The organism is Xanthobacter agilis (assembly GCF_021730435.1).
GTDB lineage: Bacteria > Pseudomonadota > Alphaproteobacteria > Rhizobiales > Xanthobacteraceae > Xanthobacter > Xanthobacter agilis.
The window spans coordinates 234,167-251,423 of record NZ_JABWGX010000002.1 but is presented as its reverse complement, the minus strand read 5'-3'; the positions used below and the strand labels follow the sequence as shown (position 1 = coordinate 251,423).

The following is a 17,257-nucleotide window of genomic DNA, read 5'->3' as shown; positions in this document are numbered from 1 at the left end:
GCCCGCACGCCCACGGCGTGCGGCGTGCGGGCCGAACCGGTTGGCGGTGGTGGTCAGTTGGGGTTGACCACCACCTGATAGACCACATGGCCGCCCTCGAACTGGGGCACATACCAATTGGGCCCGCAGTTCTGATAGACGATGCCGTTGACGATCACCTGCGAGCAGGTGGCCGGCAGCGAATAGACATACGAGCCGATGGCTGCCGCGGTGATGGCCGCGCCGACCGCCGCGCCCGCCACTGCAGCGCTGCCCCAGCCGCCGGGATAATAGGGGCCGGGCCAATAGCCGGGGTGATAGGGCGGATAGGGGCCGGGGCCTGGCGGATACGGGCGCGGGCCAGGCGGATAGGGGCCGGGACCTGGCGGATACGGGTGCGGGCCGGGCGGATAGGGGCCGGGTCCCGGCGGATACGGGTGCGGTCCCGGCGGATAGGGGCCGGGGCCGGGCGGGTGCGGGCCGGGACCGGGCGGGATCGGATGAGGGCCAGGACCCGGCGGGTAGGGATGCGGACCCGGCGGCGGTATGAAGGCATGACCGGGCGGGATCGGGTGGTTGAAGGCCGGATTGGCGTTGAAATGCGGCGCCGCGTTGAAGCGCGGCCCGGCCATGGCGAAGCCGCCGTGGGCGAAGCCGCCGCCCATGCCGCCATGGAAGCCGACACCGGCGGCGATCGCCGCCGGCTGCATCATCAGGGTTGCCAGAGCGAAGGCGCCGGCGGCCGACACGCGCCGCAGAGTGCGCGGGGCGCGGGGCGCGCGGGAGTTCGACATCGCGCGGCTCATCACTTGCCTCCCTTCGGCGCGTCGGCGGGCGTGCCGGGGGCCGGCTTTTCGGCCGGCTTGGCGAAGGAAATGCGCGCCACGTCCTTGCTGGGGGTGAAGGTGAATATGTCGTCGGGAATGGTGGCGGCGGGCACCCAGGCAAGTTGCGCCGTGAAGCGGGGGCTGCCCGGCGCGCGCCGGTCCACCAGGGCCATCTTCAGGGGCAGGGGGACGTCGCCCTGTTGAATCCAGACCTCAAGATCGAGATCCTTGCCGATGAGGGCGTAATGCTCGGTGGCGGTGCCCTCGATCTTGGCGGTGCCCACATAGAAGCCGCGGTCGAACTGCTTCAGCGGCGTCGTGTCCGTGCCCCAGGCGAACAGGTCGGCCAGCGGCACTTCGATGTTCAGGGTCTGGGCGGCGTAGGCCAGGGTATCGCCGACGGAGCCCTTGGCCTCGGTCTGGGCGAAATAGCCGTTGAGCGGCGCGACCACGGTCAGGGTTTTGCCGTCGAAGAAATACTGGCGCGACACCATGTCGGTCTCGCTGTCGATGCGCACATGGTCGGGCCGTTTCACCCAATAGTGCACAAGGCCGCCGATCTCCACCTGGTGCCCCTCTTTCAGGGCCACCTCGATGGTGGTCTTGGCGGTGAGCTCGAAGCTCTTGAGGCCGGCAATATAGTCGCCCATGCGGGTCAAGGCGGCGGCGGCGCCGGGGTCCATGGTGGCGGCCGCCTTGTCTTCCATCTGGTCGGGGGGCGCCGCCGCGGCAAGCGGAACACCGATGCCCGAGACAAGGCTCGCGACGGCGAATGCCGCTGCGGCTTTCATCAGGCCTTTGGGATGCAGCATGAGCATGCCTTTCCTGCTGGGAGGGGCTGGATCATTTTCCGCGCGCAAACACCCGGCGGCAAGTGGTCCAGCGTGTTGCGCCGACACGTTTTCTTTACGCGATCCGATGGCGGATGCGCTTGAAGACGCCCCCGGAAGACGGGTGCCGATTGCTCCGCCGCTGCGATGGCGTCGCGCGACCCCATCGTGCAACCGGTATGTCCATCGGACATCACGACGCCTCTTCAAATACCACACGATGACACACCGCGTCTCCAGGCTCCGCGGCCGGCAAGCGCGCAGCCTGTGGTTCGCATGATCGATTCGCGCAATCCGTCGATGCCACATTACGCTAGAGGAAATCTCTCCCCTGAATAGTCGGTATATTCCCCGCGCGCCCGCCGGCGCTCAGTCGATGTCGAAAACCACGCCCTGGGCCAGCGGCAGGGCATGGCCGAAGTTGATGGTGTTGGTGGCGCGGCGCATATAGGCCTTCCAGGCGTCGGAACCGGCCTCACGGCCGCCGCCGGTTTCCTTCTCGCCACCGAACGCGCCGCCGATTTCGGCGCCGGACGGCCCGATGTTCACGTTGGCGATGCCGCAGTCGGAGCCGGATAGGAAGCGCTCCGCCTCCCGCAGGTCGCAGGTGAAGATGGACGAGGAGAGGCCCTGGCTGACCCCGTTGTTGAGGGCGATGGCGGCATCGAGGTCGCGGTAGCTGAGCACATAGAGGACAGGGGCGAAGGTTTCGGCCGCCACCGTGTCGGTCTGCTCCGGCATCTCCACCAGGGCCGGGCGCACATAGAAGGCGTCGGGCAGCGCGGTGCCGTCGAGCCGGGCGCCGCCGGTGATGGCGCCTCCGGCGTCGCGCGCGGCCTCCAGCGCCACCTGCATGGTGTCGAAGGCGGCGCCGTCGATCAGTGGTCCGACCAGGGTGTCCGCCGCCAGCGGATCGCCCACCCGCACCGAGCCGAATGCGCGCTTCAGCCGCGCCACCAGCTCCGCCTGGATGTCCGCATGGACGATCAGGCGGCGCAGGCTGGTGCAGCGCTGGCCGGCGGTGCCCATGGCGGCGAACGCCACCGCCCGCACCGTCAGGTCGAGATCGGCGGAGGGGCAGACAATGGCGGCGTTGTTGCCGCCGAGTTCCAGGATACCCCGCGCGAAACGCTGGGCGAGCCGCGGGGCCACGGCCCGGCCCATGGCGGTGGAGCCGGTGGCGGAGACGAGGGGCAGGCGTGGGTCGTCCACCAGTGCCTCGCCCAGCTCCCGCCCACCGGGAACGACGCTCAGCAGGCCGTCGGGCGCATCGCCGAAGCGGGCTGCCGCGCGGGCGAACACGGCTTCCACCGCCAGCGCGGTGAGCGGGGTCTTCTCCGAGGGCTTCCACACCACCGGGTTGCCGCACACCAGCGCCAGCGCCGCATTCCAGGCCCACACCGCCACTGGGAAATTGAAGGCCGAGATGACCCCCACCGGACCCAGGGGATGCCATGTTTCCATCATGCGGTGGTCGGGGCGCTCGGTGGCGATGGTGAGGCCGTGGAGCTGGCGCGACAGGCCGGTGGCGAAGTCGCAGATGTCGATCATCTCCTGAACTTCGCCCGCGCCTTCCGACAGGATCTTGCCGGCCTCGATGGTGACGAGCCGGGCCAGGTCGGCTTTGGCGGCGCGCAATTCCTCGCCGAACAGGCGCACCAGTTCGCCCCGGCGCGGCGCCGGCACGGCGCGCCAGACTTTGAAGGCGGCGTCGGCTCGGGCGAGTGCGTCTTCCATCTGGCTGGGGCCGGCGGCGGACACATCGGCCAGGATCTCGCCGGTCAGAGGCGTGCGCGCGGCCATCGCGCCGTAAAGGCGCGTGGCGGGCACCCCCAGCCGCGCGAGGAGGTCGCGCGCTGCGCGCGGAAGCGTGTTCAGGGGAGGAAGGTGGGCCGCCGACACTGACCGTCTCCTTGTGCCTTTGCCTTCCCATAGCGCCGGACCGACGACGAGGGAATGGCGCCGCGCATCCAGTCGGGAACCGGCGTCCGCGACCGTCGTTATCAGGCCGTGGAGGCTCGCCCGGCCGCGGCGCCGCGTGCGACGGCGGGTCCCTCACATGGAGGATCCCATGAGCAATGCTGCCGAAACCGCAGGAAACAGCGCCCGCTCGGTCCCTGGAATCGATGGATTGTCGCTGACCGAGCGTGACCAGATCCGCCGCCGCGCCCGCGCCATCTGGCGCGAGGAAGGTTGCCCGAATGGGCGGGATCGCGAGCACTGGGCGCTGGCGGAACTGCAAGTGCTGAAATCCGCCTTGCGGCCCTGATCGTCCGTCGGCCCGCTCAATTGATACCATCGGCCTCGGTCTTTGACCGGTGCCAAGTGGGTTCGCTCAGGGGCCGCGCGGGTTTGACCAAAGCCTCGTGAGTCGAGCTCACAGGCCTTTGGTAAGAGAGCCCGCAAGGTCGAGGACGCGGGCGCATGCAGCCTCCTGGCTGCGCGCGCCTGCGTGTTCTCCGTTCACTCCGGCACATATGACCTGTCCCAGGGGGCGCCTGAATGCCATGCGGGTCACAACCAAATACCGCAATTTTTGAGACGCTCCATCCGCCCCGTTATCTTCAAGGCTGAGATGCCATCGCTGCTCAGAATACCACCCGACCGTTGATGAAGTAGTTGCGCCCTGCCTGCGGATAGAGCCACTCGGTCTCATATTCGGTATCGAAGATGTTCTGTACCCCCGCCGAGAAGGTGGTCTGGGGGTTGAACTGGTATTCGGCCGAGAGATTGGCCAGCGCATAGCCGTCGGTGCGCACATAATTGAGGGGTCCGACGGACGGATTGGTCCAGCGCGAGGAAGAGAAGGTGGCGCTGGGAATGAGGGTGATGTTGTCCCAGGCCTTCCACTTGGCATAGATGAAGGCGTATTGCTCGGGCGTGCCGGTAGCCTCGATACCCTCGATGGGCGAGCTCAGGTCGATGTGGATGTAGGTGTAGTTGCCGCCGAGCAGGAGAGTGTCCGTGGTCTGCCACTCGGCTTTCAGGATGAAGCCGGTGTTGTTGGAGGTCCCGACATTCTGGTTCTGGGTGATCCAGGTGTCGTTGCTCACGCTCCATTCATCGGTATCGACGCTCTGGATGAGGTTTGTGACCTGGTTGAAGAAGATCGAAGCGCCCAGCGCCAGAGTCTTGTTGAAGGTGTCGCGCCAAGCCAGCTCGTAATTGGTGGCGCGCTCGGCCTGGAGGTCGGGGTTGGCGATGGCGGAGCCGAAGCGGGAGCTGAAGCGCTCGAACAAGGTGGGAAAGCGCGTGCGGCTCGACACCGAGGCATTGATCTGCCCCTTGTCGCTGTAGCGATAGATGCCGGCGAACTGCCAGTCGATGGTGTCGTCGGTGGTCAATGGGTGGCTGTAGAGCACATCACCATTGCCGTTGACACTGCCATAGTCCTCGGCGAGCAGAAGATCACGATAATTGTAGCTGACGCCCGCGACGAAGTCGAAATTCTTCGTGAAATGGACGGTGTTTTCAACGCCAAACGAGAGCACGGCTTCCGACTGCTTGATGGTCGGGTCCCAAACCGTGGTGCCCAAGCCGGGGTTGTTCTCGTCCTGGGAGGCGTGGCTGTCGCGCCGGTAGGTGAAGACGCCCTTGATGGTGTCCTGGGAATTGATCTCGTGCACCAGCTCCAGGTCGGTGCCGAAGCTCTGGTCGTTGTAGAAAGAGTTGAATCCGCGAATATATTGGGTGTCGAATGCGGTGTTGTCGTAGGCGGCAAGGGTGTTGTCGAACCAGGTGTAATAGAAGCGCGTGTTGAGATAGGTGTCGGTGCCGATGGCGGTCTTGGAGAGGAAATAGGCGGTCTGCCAGTTCCACTCCGGCCAAGTCCAGTTGCGGGTCTGGTTGGCGTCAGCCCAGCCTTTCCAGCCGTCCGGCGTGCGCACATTGTGCCAGATGTCGTAGGGCGTGCCCTTCTCGCCCTGCTGCACCGTGTAGTTCAGGGTGTATTCGTCGGTGTCGTTGGGGGTGAAGCCGACCTTCAGATTGACGCGCCAGTCCTGGGATTCGGAGTGGTCGCGGCGACCGCCGTCCTCGGCCCAGGGGTTGAGCGGCGTGAAGCCGGAGGGCAGGAAGAAGCCGTCGGAATCATTGAAGGCGCCGCTGGCCTGAACATAATACCCCTCCTGCTTGGAGCCGAGGGCGAAGGTGCTGTTGAAGTCGGTATAGGCGCCGGTGTTGCCGAGGCCCACGCCGGCCCGCACCTCGCCTTCCACCGCGCGGGTGGGCTTGCGGGTGACGAGGTTGATGGCGCCGCCCATGCCGCCCGGGCCGTTCAGGATGGAGACGTAGCCTTCCTGCACCTGCACTTCCGACAGGTCGGGCGTGACGAAGCGGCTGATGTCGAGGCGGTTGTCGTAAGGCAGGTAGACGCGCACACCGTCGATCGAGACCGGGACTTGCCACAGGTTAAACCCGCGAACGGAGACCGTGGGCTCGTTGCGCGCGCCGCCTGATGAGACCGCGACGCCCGGCGCCAGCGTCAAGGCATCGTCGAGCCGGTTGCGGTTGAAGGTGAACATCTCCTGATTGCTGATGTTGGTTTCGGAGATGGCCGCGCCTGAGGAGTCCCAATACTCGCTCGCCGCCGGGCTCACCACATTGATCTGTCCCAGCTCGAACACGCCGGCCGCGGTGTCCACCGCCACCGGCGCCGTGGCATCCGACGTGGTGGCCTGTTGAGCCTGTGCGGCGACGACGGCCGTCATCAGCGCGAACGACGACGCCGTCGCGCGAAGTGCAATCTTGCGCATGGAAATCCCGCATCTGAAAGGCCGGGGCCGAGCATGGCGGCCCCGTGGTTCTGGAAGGCAATCGACGGCGAACCCCCTCGAAAGGGTGGCGGAACACGGCACTCAGGTCCGGCACATCGCTATATTTAACCGTATATAACCGGAAGCCGTTCCAGGGCAATCACCTTGCGGCAATAATTGTGTCGGAAATTAATAACTAATTATAAAATAACGATAAAATTTTGTCGAAGTCGTGGTCGCGGTGTCATGGTGACGACTTTTCTCTTTGAATGCGCGCGAATCCAGAGCATCTTCTTGTTGTGCACGGCATATAGCGACCGGCGACGGGCGCGCGGGGGAGGGGAGCGTGGCAGCACGATTTCGGCATGTCGGCGCGGTCCTGCTGGTGCTGCTTCTGGCGGCGTGCGGCTGGCCAGGAGGCTCGAGCTTCGGCTGGCCGGGCTCTGCGGCTCGCGCCGCCGAGGTGCGGGATGCCGCCGGCCGCACGGTCGTGGTGCCGGCCCATGTGGAGCGGGTGTTTCCGGCTGGGCCACCGGCCGGGCTGGTGCTGTTCTCGCTGGTGCCGGAGCGCCTCCTGGGCTGGACTATGAAGCCCTCGGCGCCAGCGCTCGCTTATCTTGGCCCCGGCGCCGACAAACCCGCTCTCGGCTGGGTGGCGGGGCGCGGCGGGGATGCCAATCTTGAGGCGGTGTTGCGGGCGAAGCCCGACCTGATCGTTGATATCGGCATGACGAGCGGCACTTATGTGTCCCTCGCCGAGCGGGTGCAGCAGGCGACCGGCATTCCGGTGCTGCTGCTTGACGGGCGGCTGGTCGCCCTGCCGGCCACCTATCGCGCCCTGGGCCGGGCGCTGGGTGTCGCGGCCGAGGGCGACGAGCGGGCGGCGTGGATCGAGACCCATCTGAGAACCGTCGCGCAGCGCCTCGAAACGGTTCCGGACGCGGACCGACCCAAGGTCTATCTCGCGCGCGGCACCACCGGCCTGGAGAGCGCGCGGGCGGGCGCCATCAATGTGGAGGCGGTGGACGCCGCCGGCGGGCGCAATGTGGTGGGCGAGGCGCTGGGGGCCGGCAGCCTCGTGACGGTGTCCATGGAGCAATTGCTCGCCTTCGATCCGGACGTGATCGTTGCGCTCGACCCCGGCTTTTTCGCCCGCATGAAGGCCGATCCCCTGTGGCGGCAGCTACGGGCGGTGAAGACGGGCAAGGCGGTGCTGGCGCCGCAGCTCCCGTTCCCCTGGGTGGATTATCCGCCATCGGTCAACCGGGTCATCGGCGTGGTCTGGCTGGCGCAACTGCTGCACCCGGCGGTGATGCGGATCAACGTGCGGGCGGCGGCCAAGGACTTCTATCGGCTCTTCTATCACCACGACCTCACCGATGCGCAGCTCGACAGCCTCCTGACGGACGCGTCCTTTCCATGAGCTGGGGCGCGGGGAGGCTCGCCCTGGTCCGCCGGATGCCGCTCGTGGCGGGAACCGTCGGTCTGCTGCTGCTGGCGGCGGGCGCGTTCGCGGTGGGCGCCTATCCGGTGGGGGTGAGCGAACTGTGGGCCTGGGCGGCGTGGCGGCTTGGCTTGGGGGAGGCGCCGCCGCCGGTGGTGGCGGCGGTGATCGAGAACATCCGCGGCCCGCGCATCCTGGCCGCCATGGGGGTGGGCGCGGCGCTCGCGACCGCCGGCGCGGCCTATCAGAGCCTGTTCCGCAACCCTTTGGTCTCGCCCGATATCCTGGGTGTCTCGTCAGGCGCCGCGCTGGGCGCGGTCATCGGCATCTTCCTGTCCCTGCCGATGGCGGGGGTGGAAGCCGCCTCCTTCGTCGGCGGGCTCGCGGCGGTGGCGACGGTGTACGGGGTGGCGCATGTGGTGCGCGGGCACGAGCCGTTGCTGGTGCTGGTGCTGGCGGGCATCGTCATCGGCACCCTGTTTTCGGCCGGCATTTCCATCCTCAAGGTGTTGGCGGACCCTTACAACCAGTTGCCGGCCATCACCTTCTGGCTGCTCGGCTCGCTCGCCGGCGCGGGCCGCAAGGAGCTGGTGCTGCTGGCGCCGGCGCTGGTGGTGGGGCTCACGCCCTTGCTGCTGCTGCGCTGGCGCATCGACATCATGACCTTGGGCGAGGAGGAGGCGCGGGCGCTGGGGGTGGAGGCCGGGCGGGTGCGCTTCATCGTGATCGTGGCGGCCACCCTGCTCACCGCCACCGCCGTGTCGGTGGCCGGCATCATCGGCTGGGTGGGGCTGGTGGTGCCGCATCTGGCGCGCCTCCTGGTGGGGCCGGCCTTTGCCCGCGCGGCGCCGGTGGCGGCGCTGGGGGGCGGCGCGTTCCTGCTGGCGGTGGACACCCTGGCCCGCGGCGTGAGCATGGTGGAAATACCGCTCGGCGTTTTGACCGCAGTGGTGGGCACGCCGGTGTTCCTGTGGCTCCTGTCCACCTCGCGCAAGGGATGGGGCTGAGCGATGGCCCTGCTCGCCGCGCGTGACCTTGCTTTCGGTCATCATGGACGCCGGGTCGGGCAGGGGGTGAGCCTTGCTCTGGAGGCGGGCGAGGTGCTGTGCCTGCTCGGTCCCAATGGCGGCGGCAAGACGACCCTGCTCAAGACGCTGGTGGGCCTCAAGCCGGCGTTGGGGGGCATGGTGGCGCTGGAGGGGGAGCCGCTGGCGGGCGTGAGCGCGGCGCGGCGGGCGCGCCGGATCGGCTTCGTGCCGCAGAGTGCCCCGTCGAGCTTCGCCTTCACGGTACGCGAGATGGTGCTGATGGGGCGGGCCGCCCGTCGTGGCCTGTTCGCCCAGCCCACGACGGCGGACGGGGGGGCGGCCGACGCGGCGCTGGAGCGGGTGGGCGCCGGCTTCCTGGCGGCGCGCGCCTTCACCGCCATCAGCGGCGGCGAGCGGCAGATGGTGCTGATCGCCCGCGCCCTGGCCCAGCAGCCGCGCCTGCTGGTGCTGGATGAGCCCACGGCGAGCCTCGATTTCGCCAATCAGGACAAGGTTTTGATCCTGCTCGCGGAGCTGGCTGCGGAGGGGTTGGCGGTGCTGTTCTCCACCCACCATCCCGACCAGGCGTTCGCCGTGGGCACCCACGTGGCGATGCTGCGCGACGGCACGCTGATGCGTCACGGGCCGGTGGCCGACACGCTCACCGCCGAGAATCTGACCGAGCTCTACGGCCGGGCGGTGGTGGTGGGCGAAGTGGATGGCCGCAAGGTCTGCTTCACGCGCGATGTGGCGGGGGTGGGGCTTTCCGGCTGAACGGCGTGGGGCGCGGTTGCACACCCGGTGGTCCCATTGCGCGTGGCGCCCGGTATGCTGGGCCGATCGCGGGGGCCGTCTTCAGGGGTGTCAGGATGGATCGGGTGGAGTGCATCGTCGTCGGCGCGGGCGTGGTGGGGCTCGCGGTGGCCCGCGCCTTGGCGGATGCCGGCCGTGAGGTGATCGTGCTGGAGGCGGAGGAGGCCATCGGCACCGTCACCAGCGCCCGCAATTCCGAGGTGATCCACGCCGGCATCTATTATGCCCCCGGCAGCCTCAAGGCGCGGCTGTGCGTCGCCGGGCGGCGGGCGCTCTACGCCTATTGCGCGGCCCACGGGGTGGGCGCCGCGCGGCTCGGCAAGCTGATCGTGGCGGGCCATCCGGACGAGGTGGCCTATCTCGAACATCTGAAGGCGACCGGCGAGGCCAATGGCGTCGAGGAGCTGCGGCTGCTGAATGCGGCCGAGGCGCGGGCGCTGGAGCCGGCGCTGTCGGTTCATGCGGCGCTGCTCTCGCCGGTCACCGGCATCGTGGATTCCCATGGCTTCATGCTGGCCCTCAAGGACGACCTGGAAGCGGCGGGCGGCATGGTGGCGCTCGGCGCGCCGCTGGCGCGGGCGGAGGTCACGCCGCAGGGTTTCACGGTGACGGCGGGGGGCGACCATCCGCTCACCCTGGGATGCCGGCTGCTGGTGAACAGCGCCGGCCTCGACGCCACCGTGGTGGCGGCGCGGATCACGGGCCTCGACGCGCGGTTCGTGCCCAAGCCGAAGTTCGCCAAGGGCAATTATTTCACCTCGACCCGCAAGGTGCCGTTTCGCCATCTCATCTATCCAGTGCCGGTGCCGGGCGGCCTCGGCACCCATCTGACCCTGGATCTTGGCGGGCAGGCGCGCTTTGGGCCGGATGTGGAATGGGTGGAAAGTCGTGACTATGCGGTTGATCCGGCGCGGAAGGCGCCATTCCTCGCCTCTATCCGGCGCTATTGGCCGGACGTGCGGGACGACGACCTCGTCCCCGGCTATGCCGGCATCCGCCCCAAGCTCGATGGACCGGCGGGCGTGACACCGGATTTCGTGGTGCAGGGGGCGAAGGATCACGGGGTGCCGGGGCTGGTGAACCTGTTCGGCATCGAATCGCCGGGCCTCACCAGCGCCCTCGCCCTGGGCGACATGGTGGCGGGGCTGCTGAAGGACTGAAGGCCGCGCGCGTCGCCTTCAGCGCAGGGGCGGCGGCCAGTTCAGGCCGGAACGGGCGGCGGGATCCTCCGGGGCGATGGCCTTGTCCATGTCCGCTTCCGGGAAGCCCAGCGCCGTCAGGATGGCCCGCGTCTGGTCGGTCTCGTCGAGCGGGTGGGCGACCGCCGGCGTGCGCGACAGGCGGGGCACGGCTGGCACGCGATGAGGCCCCGCCTCCGGATGCCGGGCGGCGATGTGGGGCTCGTCCCACACTTCGTGCGGCTCCAGCACCGGGGCGACGCAGGCATCCGTTCCCGCGAACAGGGCGGCCCAGGCATCGCGCGGGCGGGCGCGGAAGGTGTCGGTCAAGGTCCGCTCGATCGTCGGCCAGTTGGCGGCGGCCATGTGGTCCGGCGCCTCCCCGAGGTCGAGCGTGCGCCACAGGGTCTCGAAGAAGCCGCGCTCCAGGGCGCCGACGGCGATGAAGCGGCCATCGGCGCAGGCATAGGTGCGATAGAAGGGCTTGTCCCCCGCCAGCAACCCTTCGCCGCGCGCCGGCCAGTGGGGCGTGTGCCACAGGGGCAGGTGCATGGCCATGAGGGAGAGCGCGCCATCCACCATGGCGGCGTCGATCTTCTGGCCCCGGCCGGAGGCACGGGCTTCAAGCACGGCGGCGAGGATGCCGATGGCGGCCATGAGGCTGCCGCCGGCGAAATCGGCCACGAGGTTCAGGGGCGGGACGGGCGGCGCCGCCTTCGGACCGAGGCCGCCGAGCACGCCCGAGAGGGCGAGATAGGTGATGTCGTGGCCCGCCTCCAGGGCGCGCGGCCCATCCTGGCCGAAGCCCGTGACGGAGCAATAGACCAGCTTCGGGTTGAGCGCGGCGAGTTCGTCGTAGCCGGCGCCGATGCGGTCGGCGACGCCGGGGCGGAAGCCTTCCACCAGCACATCGGCGGTCCTCACCAGCGCATGGAGGGCGGCGCGGCCTTCCGGTGCCTTCAGGTCGAGACTGACGAAGCGCTTGCCGCGCGAGAGCTCGGGAATGGGCACGCCGGCGCGCCCGCCGCCCACCACGATCACCTCGGCGCCGAGGTCGGCCAGCAGCATGGTGCAATAAGGGCCGGGCGCCAGGCGGGACAGATCAACGATGCGCAGGCCTTTGAGCGGGCCTTTCGGGGTGTCGGTGGATGGGATTTCGGTCATCTGGCGTTTCCTCGGGGGTCTGTTCGCGGCCCATTGTGGTCCGGGCATTGCGCGAGGGATGATGGCGACGCCACCCCTTCCCGCCGGCTCTGCCCGAGGCCATCTTCCCGTCGGCCGAGCGCGGCGGCGGGCGGTCCTACAGGCTGCGGGCGATGACGATGCGCTGCACGTCGCTGGTGCCCTCATAGATCTGGCACACCCGCACGTCGCGATAGATGCGCTCCACCGGAAAATCGGCGAGATAGCCGTAGCCGCCGTGAATCTGGATCGCGGCCGAGCACACCTGCTCCGCCGTCTCGGAGGCGAACAGCTTGGCCATGGAGGCCTCGGTGAGGCAGGGCCTGCCGGCCTCCCGCAGGCTGGCGGCGTGGAGCACCATCTGCCGGGCCCCCTCGATGCGGGTCGCCATGTCGGCCAAGCGGAAGGCGACCGCCTGATGCTCGAAGATGGGCTTGCCGAAGGTGATGCGTTCCTTGGCATAGGCGCGCGCCGCCTCGAACGCGGCCCGCGCCATGCCCACCGATTGCGCGGCGATGCCGATGCGCCCGCCTTCCAGATTGGCGAGGGCGATCTTCAGCCCCTCGCCCTCGGCGCCGAGCCGCAGGCTTTCGGGGATGCGCATGTCGTTGAAGGCGAGGGCGCAGGTGTCGGAAGCGTGCTGGCCCAGCTTGTCCTCCACCCGAACCACCTCGTAGCCGGGGGTGTCGGTGGGCACGATGAAGGCGGAAATGCCCTTCTTGCCCGCGTCCGGGTCGGTGACAGCGAACACGATGACGACATGGCCGTTCTGGCCCGAGGTGATGAACTGCTTGGCGCCGTTGAGCACATAAGAGTCGCCGTCGCGCCGGGCGCGGGTGCGGATGGCGGCGGCGTCCGAGCCGGTGTGCGGCTCGGTGAGGGCGAAGCCGCCGATCCAGGCGCCGGACGCGAGCTTGGGCAGGAAGCGTTGCTTCTGCTCGGCGGTGCCGAATTTCACGATGGGCCCGCAGCCGACCGACGAATGCACCGAGACGATGGTGGACGAGGCGCCATCCGCCGCCGCGATCTCCTCCAGGGCCAAGGCATAGGAGACAAGGTCAAGGGCGGTGCCGCCATACTCTTCCGGCACCAGCATGCCGAGGAAGCCGAGCGCCCCCATCTCGGCAAGCTCGGCGCGGGGAAAGGCGTGCGCGCGGTCGCGCGCGGCGGCGCCGGGCGCAAGGCGCGCCGCCGCGAAGGCGCGGACCGCGTCGCGGATGTCGGTCTGGGTCTCGGAGAGGATCATAGGCGCTATTCCCGAGCGGCAGGTTCATCTGTTCTTGGTGTTTGGCGTCTTCGACGGGGTGATCCCCCCTCCCAACCCTCCCCCGCGGGCGGGAGAGGGCTTTGCGTTGCTGAAGGCGGCTGGGGGGAGGGCCGCGCCCGTCGCGTCTCAGTTCAGCCGTTCGATGGCGACCGCGGTGGCTTCGCCGCCGCCGATGCACAGGGAGGCGATGCCACGCTTGAGGCCATATTTCTGAAGGGCGGCCAGGAGCGTCACCATCACCCGCGCGCCGGAGGCGCCGATGGGGTGACCCAGCGCGCAGGCGCCGCCGTGCACGTTCACCTTGTCTTCGGGCAGGCCGAGATCCTTGATGGCCACCATGGGCACCACCGCGAACGCCTCGTTGATCTCGTACAGATCCACGTCCTTCAGATCCCACCCGGTCTTCTGCGCCAGCTTCCCGATGGCGCCCACCGGCGCGGTGGTGAACAGGTTCGGTGCCTGGGCGTGGGTGGAATGGCCGACGATGGCGGCGAGCGGGGTCAGCCCGCGCCTTTCCGCCTCCGAGCGGCGCATCAGCACCAGGGCCGCCGCGCCATCGGAGATGGAGGAGGAGTTGGCGGCCGTCACCGTACCGCCGTCGCGGAAGGCGGCCTTGAGGGTGGGGATCTTGTCGAGCTTGGCCTTGGGGGGCTGCTCGTCGCTCGCCACCACCCGCTCGGTCTTGCCGGCCTTCACGGTCACCGGCACCACCTCGGCCGCGAAGGAGCCGTCGGTGATGGCCTTCTGCGCCTTGGTGAGGGAGGCGATGGCGAACGCGTCCTGCGCCTCGCGGGTGAATTGGTAGGCCTGCGCGCAATCCTCCGCGAAGGTGCCCATCAGGCGGCCCTTGTCGTAGGCGTCCTCCAGCCCGTCGAGGAACATGTGGTCCAGCACCCGGCCGTGGCCCATGCGATAGCCGCCGCGGGCGCGGTCGAGCAAATAGGGGGCGTTGGTCATGCTCTCCATGCCGCCGGCCACGGCGACGCTGGCCGAGTCCGCGCGCAGAAGATCGTGGGCGAACATGGCGGCCTTCATGCCCGAGCCGCACATCTTGTTCACCGTGGTCGCGCCCGCCGAGAGCGGCAGGCCGGCGCCAAGGCCCGCCTGCCGGGCCGGGGCCTGGCCCTGGCCGGCGGGCAGCACGCAGCCGAACACGATCTCCTCCACCTGGTCGGGGGCGAGGCCCGCCCGCTCCAGGGCGGCACGGATGGCGGCGGCGCCGAGCGCGGCGGCGGTCACGTCCTTGAAGTCGCCCTGGAAGCCGGCCATGGGGGTGCGGGCGGCGCCGACGATGACGATGGGATCAGAAGCGGTCATGGGTGTCCTCCCGTTTGTGTTCAGCGCGGCGGCATGCGCAGCGCGCCGTCGAGGCGGATGACCTCGCCGTTCAGCATGGTGTTTTCCAGAATGTGCTTGACCAGCGCCGCATATTCCGGCGGGCGGCCGAGCCGGGAGGGGAAGGGCACGCTCTTGCCTAAAGCGTCCTGCACCTCCTGCGGCATGCCGGCCATCATGGGCGTCTCGAAGATGCCGGGCGCGATGGTCACCACCCGCACCCCGAACCGCGCCAGCTCGCGCGCCGCCGGCAAAGTGAGGGCCGCGACCCCGCCCTTGGAGGCGGCATAGGCGCATTGGCCGATCTGCCCGTCGAAGGCGGCGATGGAGGCGGTGTTGATGATGACGCCGCGCTCGCCGTCCGCGCCCGGCTCTTCCTTCACGATGGCATCGGCCGCAAGCCGCAGCATGTTGAAGGTGCCGACAAGATTGATGGCGACGGCGCGGGCGAAGCTCTCCAGCCGGTGCGGGCCGTCGCGGCCCACCACCTTCTCACCCGGAGCGACGCCGGCGCAATTGACGAGGCCATGGACATGGCCGAACGCCTCCTTCGCCAGCGCGATGGCGGCAAGGCCATCCTGTTCGCTGGTCACGTCCGCCTTCTGGAAGCGGAAGGCGTCGCCGAGGTCGGCGGCGATGATTTCCCCCGCCGCCCCGTTGATGTCGAGCCCCACCACCTTGGCGCCTTCGCCCACCAGCAGGCGGGAAACGGCGGCGCCGAGGCCGGAGCCGGCGCCGGTGACGAGAAACACGCGGTCCTTGATCTGCATGGGTCTTCCCCCCGTTTCTTGTGGCGCCGGCGATCAGGCGGCGCCGTCCTTGATCTTGTTGGCTTCCTGGTTGCGCAGCATGAAGCGCTGCAGCTTGCCGCTGGGCGTTTTCGGCAGCTCGGCCATGAATTCGATCTCGCGCGGATAGGCGTGGGCCGAGAGCCGGTGCTTCACATATTGCCGCAGCTCTTCCGCCAGCGCCTCCGAGGGCTCGACCCCCGCGCGCAGGATCACGAACGCCTTCACCAGCTCGGTGCGCTCTGGATCGGGCTTGCCGATCACCGCCGCCTCGATCACCGCCGGATGCTCGATGAGGGCGCTTTCCACATCGAACGGGCCGATGCGGTAGCCCGACGAGGTGATGACATCGTCCGCCCGGCCGACGAAGCTGATGCGCCCGTCTTCCTCGAGCTCGACCGTGTCGCCGGTGCGATAATAGCCGCCGGCCATGGATGGGGTGTCCTGCCGCCAATAGCCGGTGAACCACAGCAGCGGCGAGCGGGCCAGGGCCACGGCGAGCACGCCCGGCACGTTGGGCGGCAGCTCCTCGCCGTCTTCGTTCAGCACCGCCACCCGGTAGCCGGGCATGGCGAAGCCGGCGGAACCGGGATGCACCTCATGCTTCAGCCGGTGATGGTTGTTCACCACCATGCCAAGCTCGGTCTGGCCGTAATGGTCGTGGATGGGGGCGTTCAGATGCGCGTCGAACCAGCGGATGACCTCCGGGTTCAGCGGCTCGCCGGCGCTGGAGACCACGCGCAGCTGACCCTTCACGCTTGAAGCCATCTCCGGGCCGGCGGCGATCAGCAGCCGGTAGGCGGTGGGCGCCCCGGCGAGGTTGGTGATGGCGTGGCGCTTGATGACGTCATAGGTGCCCGCCGCGGTGAACGGGCCGTCGTAGAAGGTGGTGGCGTGGCCGAGCAGAAGCGGGCCGGTGACCGCGTAATAGAGGCCATAGGCCCAGCCGGGATCGGCGATGTTCCAGAATTTGTCCTCGGGCCGCAGATCGACCGCGTCGCGCATGTAGATGATGAAGGCGAGCAGAGCCTTGAGCGGCACCGGCACGCCCTTGGGCAGGCCGGTGGTGCCGGAGGTGGACATCATCAGGAACAGGTCGGAGCCCTTGCGCAGCACCGGCTCGAAGGTGGCGCTCTGCCGCGCGAGCTCGGCGTGGAAGTCGAGGTCGTCCAGGCGTGGCGCCGGCTCGCCGGGGCGGGTGACGAGGGCGACCTTGGGCGCCTTTTCCACCTCGTCGAGCTTGGGGCGATTGTGGGTGTCGGTCACCACCAGTTTCGCGCCCGAGGTCTTCAGCCGGTGCTCGATGGCCTTGGGGCCGAAGGCGGTGAACAGGGGCTGGTAGACCGCGCCCGCCCGCCATGTGCCGAGGATGGTGACGAGCAACTCCGGCGTGCGCGGCAGCAGGCCCGCCACCACATCGCCGGGCTTGATGCCCTGGGCGGTCAGCAGGTTGGCGAACCGGGCCGACAGCTCCTTCATCTGGGCGAAGGTGTAGCTGGCGCGGCGGCCGTCGGCGCTTTCCCAATCAAGGGCTGTGCCGCCCGAGGCCACATGGCGATCGCAGCACTCAATGCAGGCGTTGAGGCCCGTCTCCAGATCGCCGTCGAGGAGGGCGGCGACATCCTGAAGCCGGAAGTCGCGGATGGCGTCCGCATGGGTGGGCGCGGGTTTGGGGGCGTCGGCCATTGTGCTCCTCCATCGGTCCCCGGCTTCGCAATGGGCGGGGACGCATTTTCGATTGGGTCGATCTAGCGACGGATGGAGGTGGCAAGCGATGACCAAAAACGACTAATTTAATGATCGGTTTTGCAAGGTCGGGGCACAGGTGGCGG

At 68.8% G+C, this 17,257-nt stretch carries 14 protein-coding genes; 5 read left to right on the top strand and 9 right to left on the bottom strand.

Annotation, left to right across the window (positions count from 1 at the left end):
* Positions 1-53 precede the first annotated feature (53 nt).
* The 3 genes from HUW53_RS02350 to amaB all read right to left on the bottom strand — a co-directional run bounded on the left by HUW53_RS02350 (position 54) and on the right by amaB (position 3,538).
* Positions 54-785, bottom strand: coding sequence for a hypothetical protein (locus HUW53_RS02350; protein ID WP_237344128.1), 732 nt, complete (start codon positions 783-785; stop codon positions 54-56).
* Entirely contained in the window at positions 785-1,618 is an 834-nt protein-coding gene (locus tag HUW53_RS02345) for a DUF2092 domain-containing protein (protein WP_237344127.1), read from the bottom strand. Before HUW53_RS02345 ends, HUW53_RS02350 begins: the two co-directional genes overlap by 1 nt.
* A 387-nt stretch (positions 1,619-2,005) precedes the next feature.
* Entirely contained in the window at positions 2,006-3,538 is a 1,533-nt protein-coding gene (gene amaB, locus HUW53_RS02340; RefSeq protein WP_237344126.1) for an L-piperidine-6-carboxylate dehydrogenase, read from the bottom strand.
* A gap of 169 nt (positions 3,539-3,707) precedes the next feature.
* Here amaB and HUW53_RS02335 point away from each other — a divergent pair, with 169 nt between their 5' ends.
* Positions 3,708-3,905: a DUF2934 domain-containing protein gene (locus HUW53_RS02335; protein WP_237344125.1), complete on the top strand. Its 198-nt coding sequence runs from the start codon at positions 3,708-3,710 to the stop codon at positions 3,903-3,905.
* 319 nt (positions 3,906-4,224) lie between these two features.
* On the opposite strand, the gene HUW53_RS02330 is transcribed toward HUW53_RS02335, so the two are convergent.
* Positions 4,225-6,390: a TonB-dependent receptor plug domain-containing protein gene (locus tag HUW53_RS02330; RefSeq protein ID WP_237344124.1), complete on the bottom strand. Its 2,166-nt coding sequence runs from the start codon at positions 6,388-6,390 to the stop codon at positions 4,225-4,227.
* A gap of 346 nt (positions 6,391-6,736) precedes the next feature.
* Here HUW53_RS02330 and HUW53_RS02325 point away from each other — a divergent pair, with 346 nt between their 5' ends.
* From HUW53_RS02325 to HUW53_RS02310, 4 genes are all read left to right on the top strand, one after another.
* A complete protein-coding gene (locus tag HUW53_RS02325) occupies positions 6,737-7,813 on the top strand; it encodes an ABC transporter substrate-binding protein (RefSeq protein WP_237344123.1) in 1,077 nt (358 codons plus the stop codon).
* A complete protein-coding gene (locus tag HUW53_RS02320; RefSeq protein WP_237344122.1) occupies positions 7,810-8,841 on the top strand; it encodes a FecCD family ABC transporter permease in 1,032 nt (343 codons plus the stop codon). Before HUW53_RS02325 ends, HUW53_RS02320 begins: the two co-directional genes overlap by 4 nt.
* Positions 8,842-8,844: 3 nt before the next feature.
* On the top strand, positions 8,845-9,636 hold the full coding sequence (locus HUW53_RS02315; RefSeq protein WP_237344121.1) for an ABC transporter ATP-binding protein: 792 nt from the start codon (positions 8,845-8,847) through the stop codon (positions 9,634-9,636).
* Between the two features lie 95 nt (positions 9,637-9,731).
* On the top strand, positions 9,732-10,835 hold the full coding sequence (locus HUW53_RS02310) for an NAD(P)/FAD-dependent oxidoreductase (RefSeq protein ID WP_237344120.1): 1,104 nt from the start codon (positions 9,732-9,734) through the stop codon (positions 10,833-10,835).
* A gap of 18 nt (positions 10,836-10,853) precedes the next feature.
* On the opposite strand, the gene HUW53_RS02305 is transcribed toward HUW53_RS02310, so the two are convergent.
* From HUW53_RS02305 to HUW53_RS02285, 5 genes are all read right to left on the bottom strand, one after another.
* A complete protein-coding gene (locus HUW53_RS02305) occupies positions 10,854-12,017 on the bottom strand; it encodes a CaiB/BaiF CoA transferase family protein (RefSeq protein ID WP_237344119.1) in 1,164 nt (387 codons plus the stop codon).
* A gap of 136 nt (positions 12,018-12,153) precedes the next feature.
* The gene (locus tag HUW53_RS02300; RefSeq protein WP_237344118.1) at positions 12,154-13,281 is read right to left on the bottom strand and encodes an acyl-CoA dehydrogenase family protein; all 1,128 of its coding nucleotides are present in this window, start codon (positions 13,279-13,281) and stop codon (positions 12,154-12,156) included.
* Between the two features lie 147 nt (positions 13,282-13,428).
* Positions 13,429-14,619, bottom strand: coding sequence for an acetyl-CoA C-acyltransferase (locus HUW53_RS02295; RefSeq protein WP_237344117.1), 1,191 nt, complete (start codon positions 14,617-14,619; stop codon positions 13,429-13,431).
* Positions 14,620-14,639: 20 nt separating this feature from the next.
* Complete coding sequence (locus tag HUW53_RS02290) at positions 14,640-15,407, bottom strand: 3-hydroxyacyl-CoA dehydrogenase (RefSeq protein ID WP_237344116.1); 768 nt, start codon at positions 15,405-15,407, stop codon at positions 14,640-14,642.
* Positions 15,408-15,440: 33 nt separating this feature from the next.
* Complete coding sequence (locus tag HUW53_RS02285; protein WP_237344115.1) at positions 15,441-17,111, bottom strand: acyl-CoA synthetase; 1,671 nt, start codon at positions 17,109-17,111, stop codon at positions 15,441-15,443.
* Between the last annotated feature and the right edge of the window lie 146 nt (positions 17,112-17,257).

Coding starts and splice junctions, on each gene's coding strand:
- HUW53_RS02300 (WP_237344118.1), bottom strand. CDS start 13,281: ATGATCCTCTCCGAGACCCAGACCGACATCCGCGACGCGGTCCGCGCC.
- HUW53_RS02285 (WP_237344115.1), bottom strand. CDS start 17,111: ATGGCCGACGCCCCCAAACCCGCGCCCACCCATGCGGACGCCATCCGC.
- HUW53_RS02315 (WP_237344121.1), top strand. CDS start 8,845: ATGGCCCTGCTCGCCGCGCGTGACCTTGCTTTCGGTCATCATGGACGC.
- HUW53_RS02320 (WP_237344122.1), top strand. CDS start 7,810: ATGAGCTGGGGCGCGGGGAGGCTCGCCCTGGTCCGCCGGATGCCGCTC.
- HUW53_RS02350 (WP_237344128.1), bottom strand. CDS start 785: ATGAGCCGCGCGATGTCGAACTCCCGCGCGCCCCGCGCCCCGCGCACT.
- HUW53_RS02345 (WP_237344127.1), bottom strand. CDS start 1,618: ATGCTGCATCCCAAAGGCCTGATGAAAGCCGCAGCGGCATTCGCCGTC.
- HUW53_RS02310 (WP_237344120.1), top strand. CDS start 9,732: ATGGATCGGGTGGAGTGCATCGTCGTCGGCGCGGGCGTGGTGGGGCTC.
- HUW53_RS02335 (WP_237344125.1), top strand. CDS start 3,708: ATGAGCAATGCTGCCGAAACCGCAGGAAACAGCGCCCGCTCGGTCCCT.
- HUW53_RS02290 (WP_237344116.1), bottom strand. CDS start 15,407: ATGCAGATCAAGGACCGCGTGTTTCTCGTCACCGGCGCCGGCTCCGGC.
- HUW53_RS02305 (WP_237344119.1), bottom strand. CDS start 12,017: ATGACCGAAATCCCATCCACCGACACCCCGAAAGGCCCGCTCAAAGGC.
- HUW53_RS02295 (WP_237344117.1), bottom strand. CDS start 14,619: ATGACCGCTTCTGATCCCATCGTCATCGTCGGCGCCGCCCGCACCCCC.
- HUW53_RS02330 (WP_237344124.1), bottom strand. CDS start 6,390: ATGCGCAAGATTGCACTTCGCGCGACGGCGTCGTCGTTCGCGCTGATG.